Raw genomic sequence first — 2,659 nt, 5'->3', positions numbered from 1 at the left:
CGCTCGTTCCACCTCCGAAGAGGCTTCCCGCGCTCGACTTGCATGTATTAGGCACGCCGCCAGCGTTCGTCCTGAGCCAGGATCAAACTCTTCATAAAAGTTTGTCTTGCTCAATAAGAATTACAGGTCACATGTTCACTCTTCTGTTATCAAAGTGCTTCATCATTTGTATCTCTTTATGATGTTTGCCGCTCTTGCGGCGACAAGTAGTAATATATCATGTCTAGACAGAGAAGTCAACACTATTTATTAAAAAAATTACATGACGTCCTTTGTTTGATTTTAAGACTCAATTTTACTATAATGATAGCGTTTATGAGCCGTCGGGAGGTGAACCACTATGTTACGGTATAAACGTGTACTCATCAAATTAAGCGGTGGTGCTTTAGCGGGTAAAGAAGGAACAGGCTTTGATCCGGTAGCCATCGATCATATCGTAAGCCAAGTTTTATCAGTTGCTGATCTTGGCGTGCAAGTTGTCATCCTCTCCGGTGGAGGAAATATTTTCCGCGGAAATGTCTCAGATATGTGGGGGATAGAGCGAGCGGAAGCAGATAACATCGGGGTGATGGGCACAGTCATTAATAGCTTAATGCTACGTGGTGCCATCACAGCAAAATCAGACAAAGAAGTACGGGTTATGTCAGCAGTGCCGATGAACGCGATTGCAGAGCCATATATTCGTCTACGAGCTATTCATCATTTGGACAAAGAATATATTGTGATTTTAGCTGGCGGGATTGGTCAACCCTATGTAACGACTGATTATGCTTCTATGCAACGAGCCCTAGAACTACGCTGTGATGCATTGCTTGCTGCCAAACACGGTGTAGATGGTATTTACAACGCTGATCCCAACAAAGACCCTTCCGCTAGACGATTTAAAACGCTATCTTACGATGATATTGTAAAAAATGACTTGCGGGTTATGGATCAGTCAGCACTGTTGTTAGCGCGCGATTATGGCTTACCTCTCCATGTTTTCAATTTTGATGAACAAGGAACAATGAAGCAAATCGTACAGGGCAAAGAGGAGATCGGTACATATATTTCACCAAACACCAGTATGTCATACGCATAAATTTTCGTATTGATGGGGGGTATTGACTCCCCGATCTTTTATTCACTTTTTTTCTTCTTACGATTTACCTTTTCCAATACTTCAATACTCTCTGATCGAAATACTTCCTCTTCCATTCTTGCCATCAAGCCTTTTCCTGATGTTGGATCATTCAGCACTTTTGACCATTCACCATCAATCACCCATTCATCTTCTTCAAAAAACAATTGCAGTGGAGAAATATAATTATCTGAAGCTAATAAACTTAATTCTTTTTGATATATTTCACAATACGATGAACTTTTGATTGCCTCCAAAATAATGGAAACCCTATCTGAGAAAATAGCTGACGACCTGCCTAAAGCTATGAAAAGAGGATTTTTTTGTCCATATTCATCAAAACCCTGACTAAAACTCTTTAAGGCTTTTGCAATATCATGTAAAAACAATGCTGTTTTGATCGATTCTCTCGCGCTTTTCTCCCCAAGAATGGTAAACTTCGATTGCTGACCTGAAATAAATTCTTTTGTTTCATATAATCGATCAGCCTCTTTAATAAATTCATCACGATGAGATTCGGGTGTCATCACTGCACGAAATGCTTGTTGATAAAAATGTTCAGCATCACAAAGTCCACGCCACAGCTCAAAGGAAGAACTAGGTCCAAAAATAAGATTTTGATAGTTGTATAGGTAGCGGTTATGACTGAATATCACTTGATTAATTTTCTTGATTACTTGGTCTTTCTTCGTTTTAGCTGTCATGACTTTCAACCATCTTTCCTAAAACTTGATCTTCTCGCAATGTACAATCAATATGTTTTGCAATAATGAGCAATAACTTCCCAAAATTGAGCACCGCGCAACGATATCGCGGATCAACATCTTTTGGGATTTGAATATTTACAATTCTATTATTACTAAAATGATAGTCTCTTTGAATAAACCCTCTCTTTTGAACTGTGTATACAAATGCCTCTTCAGCCTCCTCATTTTCTTTGATTAATACGGAAAGTTGCTTAGCCGATCTTTTTTTATCAATCACAGTTTCATGCTTATAGACAGGGATATTTGATACTCCCTCAAAAAAATGAAATTGATCTATCAGCTCCATGATTTGAATAAACCGATACCGTGTCATGGAATCCGTAATTGCATGTAGATACTCTTGCCACAACTGATCTAGCTCTGCTCGAGTTCCTTTCAAGATATGATGATGATAATTTCCTTTTAACAGTTGGCGCAGCATTCGAAAAGTGACCCCATAAGATGAACCTTCCTTCACAATCATCCCCCTTTTGTCGAATAATAAATTATACATATTATACAACAAGAAAGATTGACATTTCGAATTCATAGTCTTTCTTAACAGAATAGAAATTTCATAGTATGGATCAAACAGCGATGACGATCATCAATTTGTTAAAGGAGCTTTGCAAATATAAAATCATTCATTTTTGATAAAAAAATAAAACACCCTATCTCTATTAGAGATAGGGTGTTGGTTGCCTGGCAACGTCCGACTCTCCCAGGGGCGTGAGCCCCAAGTACCATTGGCGCTGGAGGGCTTAACGATCGTGTTCGGGATGGGAACGAGTGG

General features: G+C 39.1%; 3 protein-coding genes and 2 rRNA genes. 1 reads left to right on the top strand and 4 read right to left on the bottom strand.

Features of this window, described 5'->3' with window-relative positions; translation table 11 throughout:
• Positions 1–98: ribosomal RNA gene (locus BUB71_RS18705) — 16S ribosomal RNA — on the bottom strand; the annotation flags it as partial.
• A 242-nt stretch (positions 99–340) separates the two neighbouring features.
• On the opposite strand from BUB71_RS18705, the gene pyrH reads away from it, so the two are divergent.
• A complete protein-coding gene (gene pyrH / locus BUB71_RS18700; protein WP_073158781.1) occupies positions 341–1,081 on the top strand; it encodes a UMP kinase in 741 nt (246 codons plus the stop codon).
• A gap of 38 nt (positions 1,082–1,119) precedes the next feature.
• On the opposite strand, the gene BUB71_RS18695 is transcribed toward pyrH, so the two are convergent.
• The 3 genes from BUB71_RS18695 to rrf form a co-directional block, all read right to left on the bottom strand.
• Entirely contained in the window at positions 1,120–1,824 is a 705-nt protein-coding gene (locus BUB71_RS18695; RefSeq protein ID WP_073158775.1) for a hypothetical protein, read from the bottom strand.
• Positions 1,814–2,344: a hypothetical protein gene (locus BUB71_RS18690; protein ID WP_073158770.1), complete on the bottom strand. Its 531-nt coding sequence runs from the start codon at positions 2,342–2,344 to the stop codon at positions 1,814–1,816. Before BUB71_RS18690 ends, BUB71_RS18695 begins: the two co-directional genes overlap by 11 nt.
• Positions 2,345–2,566: 222 nt before the next feature.
• Positions 2,567–2,659, bottom strand: a 5S ribosomal RNA gene (rrf, locus tag BUB71_RS18685); the annotation flags it as partial.

Source organism: Seinonella peptonophila, assembly GCF_900129355.1.
GTDB classification, from domain to species: Bacteria; Bacillota; Bacilli; order Thermoactinomycetales; family Thermoactinomycetaceae; genus Seinonella; species Seinonella peptonophila.
The sequence above is the reverse complement of the archived record's forward strand: the minus strand, read 5'-3'. Positions and strand labels throughout refer to the sequence as shown.